The 2,329-nt window shown below is 65.6% G+C and carries 4 protein-coding genes; all 4 read left to right on the forward strand.

The window, feature by feature from the left end; all coding sequences use genetic code 11:
* Positions 1-752 (forward strand): DNA polymerase III subunit gamma/tau C-terminal domain-containing protein (locus tag A6M56_RS08180; protein WP_286758060.1); only part of this gene is annotated, 752 nt, incomplete at its 5' end.
* A 22-nt stretch (positions 753-774) separates the two neighbouring features.
* Positions 775-1,101, forward strand: coding sequence for a YbaB/EbfC family nucleoid-associated protein (locus A6M56_RS08185; RefSeq protein WP_286758061.1), 327 nt, complete (start codon positions 775-777; stop codon positions 1,099-1,101).
* A gap of 62 nt (positions 1,102-1,163) precedes the next feature.
* Positions 1,164-1,760 carry a recombination mediator RecR gene (gene recR / locus A6M56_RS08190; RefSeq protein WP_286758062.1) on the forward strand — a complete coding sequence of 199 codons (597 nt, stop codon included), beginning with the start codon at positions 1,164-1,166 and terminating at the stop codon, positions 1,758-1,760.
* Positions 1,757-2,329, forward strand: a 573-nt coding sequence (locus A6M56_RS08195; protein WP_286758063.1) for a CaiB/BaiF CoA transferase family protein, incomplete at its 3' end; no start/stop codon positions are given. The genes recR and A6M56_RS08195, both read left to right, overlap by 4 nt.

Below are 2,329 nucleotides of genomic sequence, written 5' to 3' on the forward strand. Positions count from 1 at the left end.
CGCCGGCAGTGGCCAGATTGAGCGCGGCTCCCCAGGCCGCCACGGCAAGTGCCCCGGCGGCACGCCCCGCCGGCCTGAGTCCGGCGCGGGCGGCGCTGGAAGCGGCGCGCAACGGCGGCAAGCTACCGCCGATGGCGAGCGCCGTGCCGAAGGTTGTCAGCGCGCCGCCGCCATGGGAAGACGAACCGCCGCCGGCAACAGGGCAGGCCGTGTCCGAAACCGCAGCAGCGGTGGCTCAAAAAAAAACTGAATCCTCGGCAAGCGTAGTCGCATTGAACGATGCGGACGTCGCCGTCGCGCCGGAAAGGCCGGTACAAGCGCCGCAGCAGCGAATGCCTGCGCGTGCACCGGCGCCGGTTCCCGAGCTGAACTGGGACGGCAACTGGCCGGCATTGGCGGCGGCGCTGCCGCTGCGCGGCGTGGTGCAGCAGCTGGCGCAGCAAAGCGAACTGCTGAAATGCGAGGTGCAGGGCGAAGGCGCGCAATTCCTGTTGCGCATTCCGCTGGAGACCCTGCGTTCCGCCGGTTCCGTCGAAAAGCTGACGGCGGCCTTGACCGAGCACTTCGGCAGACCGGTCAGGGTGGAAACCGAAATCGGCGCCGTCGAACATACCGCCAATGCGGTCGCGGTGGCCGAACGCGAGGCGCGCCAGCGCCAGGCGGAAGAAGACATGCAACGCGATCCCTTCGTGCTCGCCTTGATGCGCGAATTCGGCGCGACCATCGTGCCGGGATCGATCAGACCCGTTTAACTGACGAACAAGGAGTACGACCATGATGAAGGGCCAACTGGCAGGACTGATGAAGCAAGCCCAGGCGATGCAGGACAACATGAAGAGAATGCAGGAGCAGCTCGCCTCGATCGAGGTGGAGGGGCAATCCGGCGCCGGCATGGTGAAGGTGGTGATGACCTGCAAGAACGACGTCAAGCGCGTGTCGATCGATCCGTCCCTCTTGGGCGACGACAAGGACATGCTGGAAGACCTCGTGGCGGCCGCCTTCAACGACGCGGTGCGCAAGGCCGAGGCGACGTCGCAGGAAAAGATGGCGAGCCTGACGGCCGGCATGCCGCTGCCGCCCGGCTTCAAGATGCCGTTCTGATTTTTCAAACAGGCCGGGCATGGCGCATGTCATGGCCGGCCTTCCATGATATCAACTGATCAGTGAAATCTCCCTCCAGTCTCGAATTCCTCACCGAGGCATTGCGCCGCCTGCCCGGCGTCGGGCCCAAGTCCGCGCAGCGCATCGCCTATCACCTGATGCAGCATGACCGCGACGGCGCCGCCATGCTCGGCCGCGCCCTGACGCAGGCGGTCGAGAAAATCCATCACTGCGCCAAGTGCAATACCTTCACCGAAAGCGACGTATGCGAAACCTGCCTCGACGCCTCGCGTGACGCGACTCTGCTGTGCGTGGTGGAGACGCCTGCGGACCAGCTGATGATCGAGCAGACGCTGACCTACAAGGGCCTGTACTTCGTGCTGATGGGACGCCTGTCGCCGCTGGACGGCATCGGGCCGAAGGATCTCCACCTCGAAAAGCTGATCGCGCGCGCCACCGACGGCGTGGTCGAGGAAGTGGTGCTGGCGACCAATTTCACCAATGAAGGCGAGGCGACCGCGCACTACATCAGCGAAACCTTGAAGGCGCGCGGCCTGAAGGTCAGCCGCCTGGCGCGCGGCGTACCGGTGGGCGGCGAGCTGGAGTATGTCGACGCGGGCACCATCGCGCGCGCGATGCTGGACCGGCGATCAACATGACAGCAGATAAAAAATCTCCCGGCCCGCTGGCCGGCATCAAGGTCCTGGAACTGGGCACGCTGATCGCGGGGCCGTTTTGTTCGCGCATGCTGGCCGAGTTCGGCGCCGAGGTGATCAAGATCGAAGCGCCCGACGGCGGCGACCCGATCCGGCAGTGGCGCGTGCTCAAGGACGGCACCTCGCTGTGGTGGTCGGTGCAGTCGCGCAACAAGAAAAGCGTCACGCTCAACATGAAGGATACGCGCGGCCAGGAGATCGCGAGGCGCCTGGCGCTGGATGCCGACATCATCATCGAGAATTACCGGCCGGGCGTGCTGGAGAAATGGGGCGTCGGCTATGACGACCTCAAGTGCATCAATCCGGCCACCATCATGGTGCGCCTGTCCGGCTACGGCCAGACCGGGCCGATGAGGGACTTGCCGGGCTTCGGCGCGATCGGCGAATCGATGGGCGGCATGCGCTACGTGTCCGGTCATCCTGACCGGCCGCCGGTGCGCATCGGTATTTCGATCGGTGATTCGCTCGCCGCGCTGCACGGCGTGATCGGCGCGATGATGGCGCTGCGCCAC

The organism is Ralstonia sp. RL, from assembly GCF_001683835.1.
Taxonomy (GTDB): domain Bacteria; phylum Pseudomonadota; class Gammaproteobacteria; order Burkholderiales; family Burkholderiaceae; genus Ralstonia; species Ralstonia mannitolilytica.

Bases quoted from the DNA above. Each gene is read 5' to 3' on its own strand.
- A6M56_RS08185 (WP_286758061.1), top strand. From the start codon at position 775: ATGATGAAGGGCCAACTGGCAGGACTGATGAAGCAAGCCCAGGCGATG.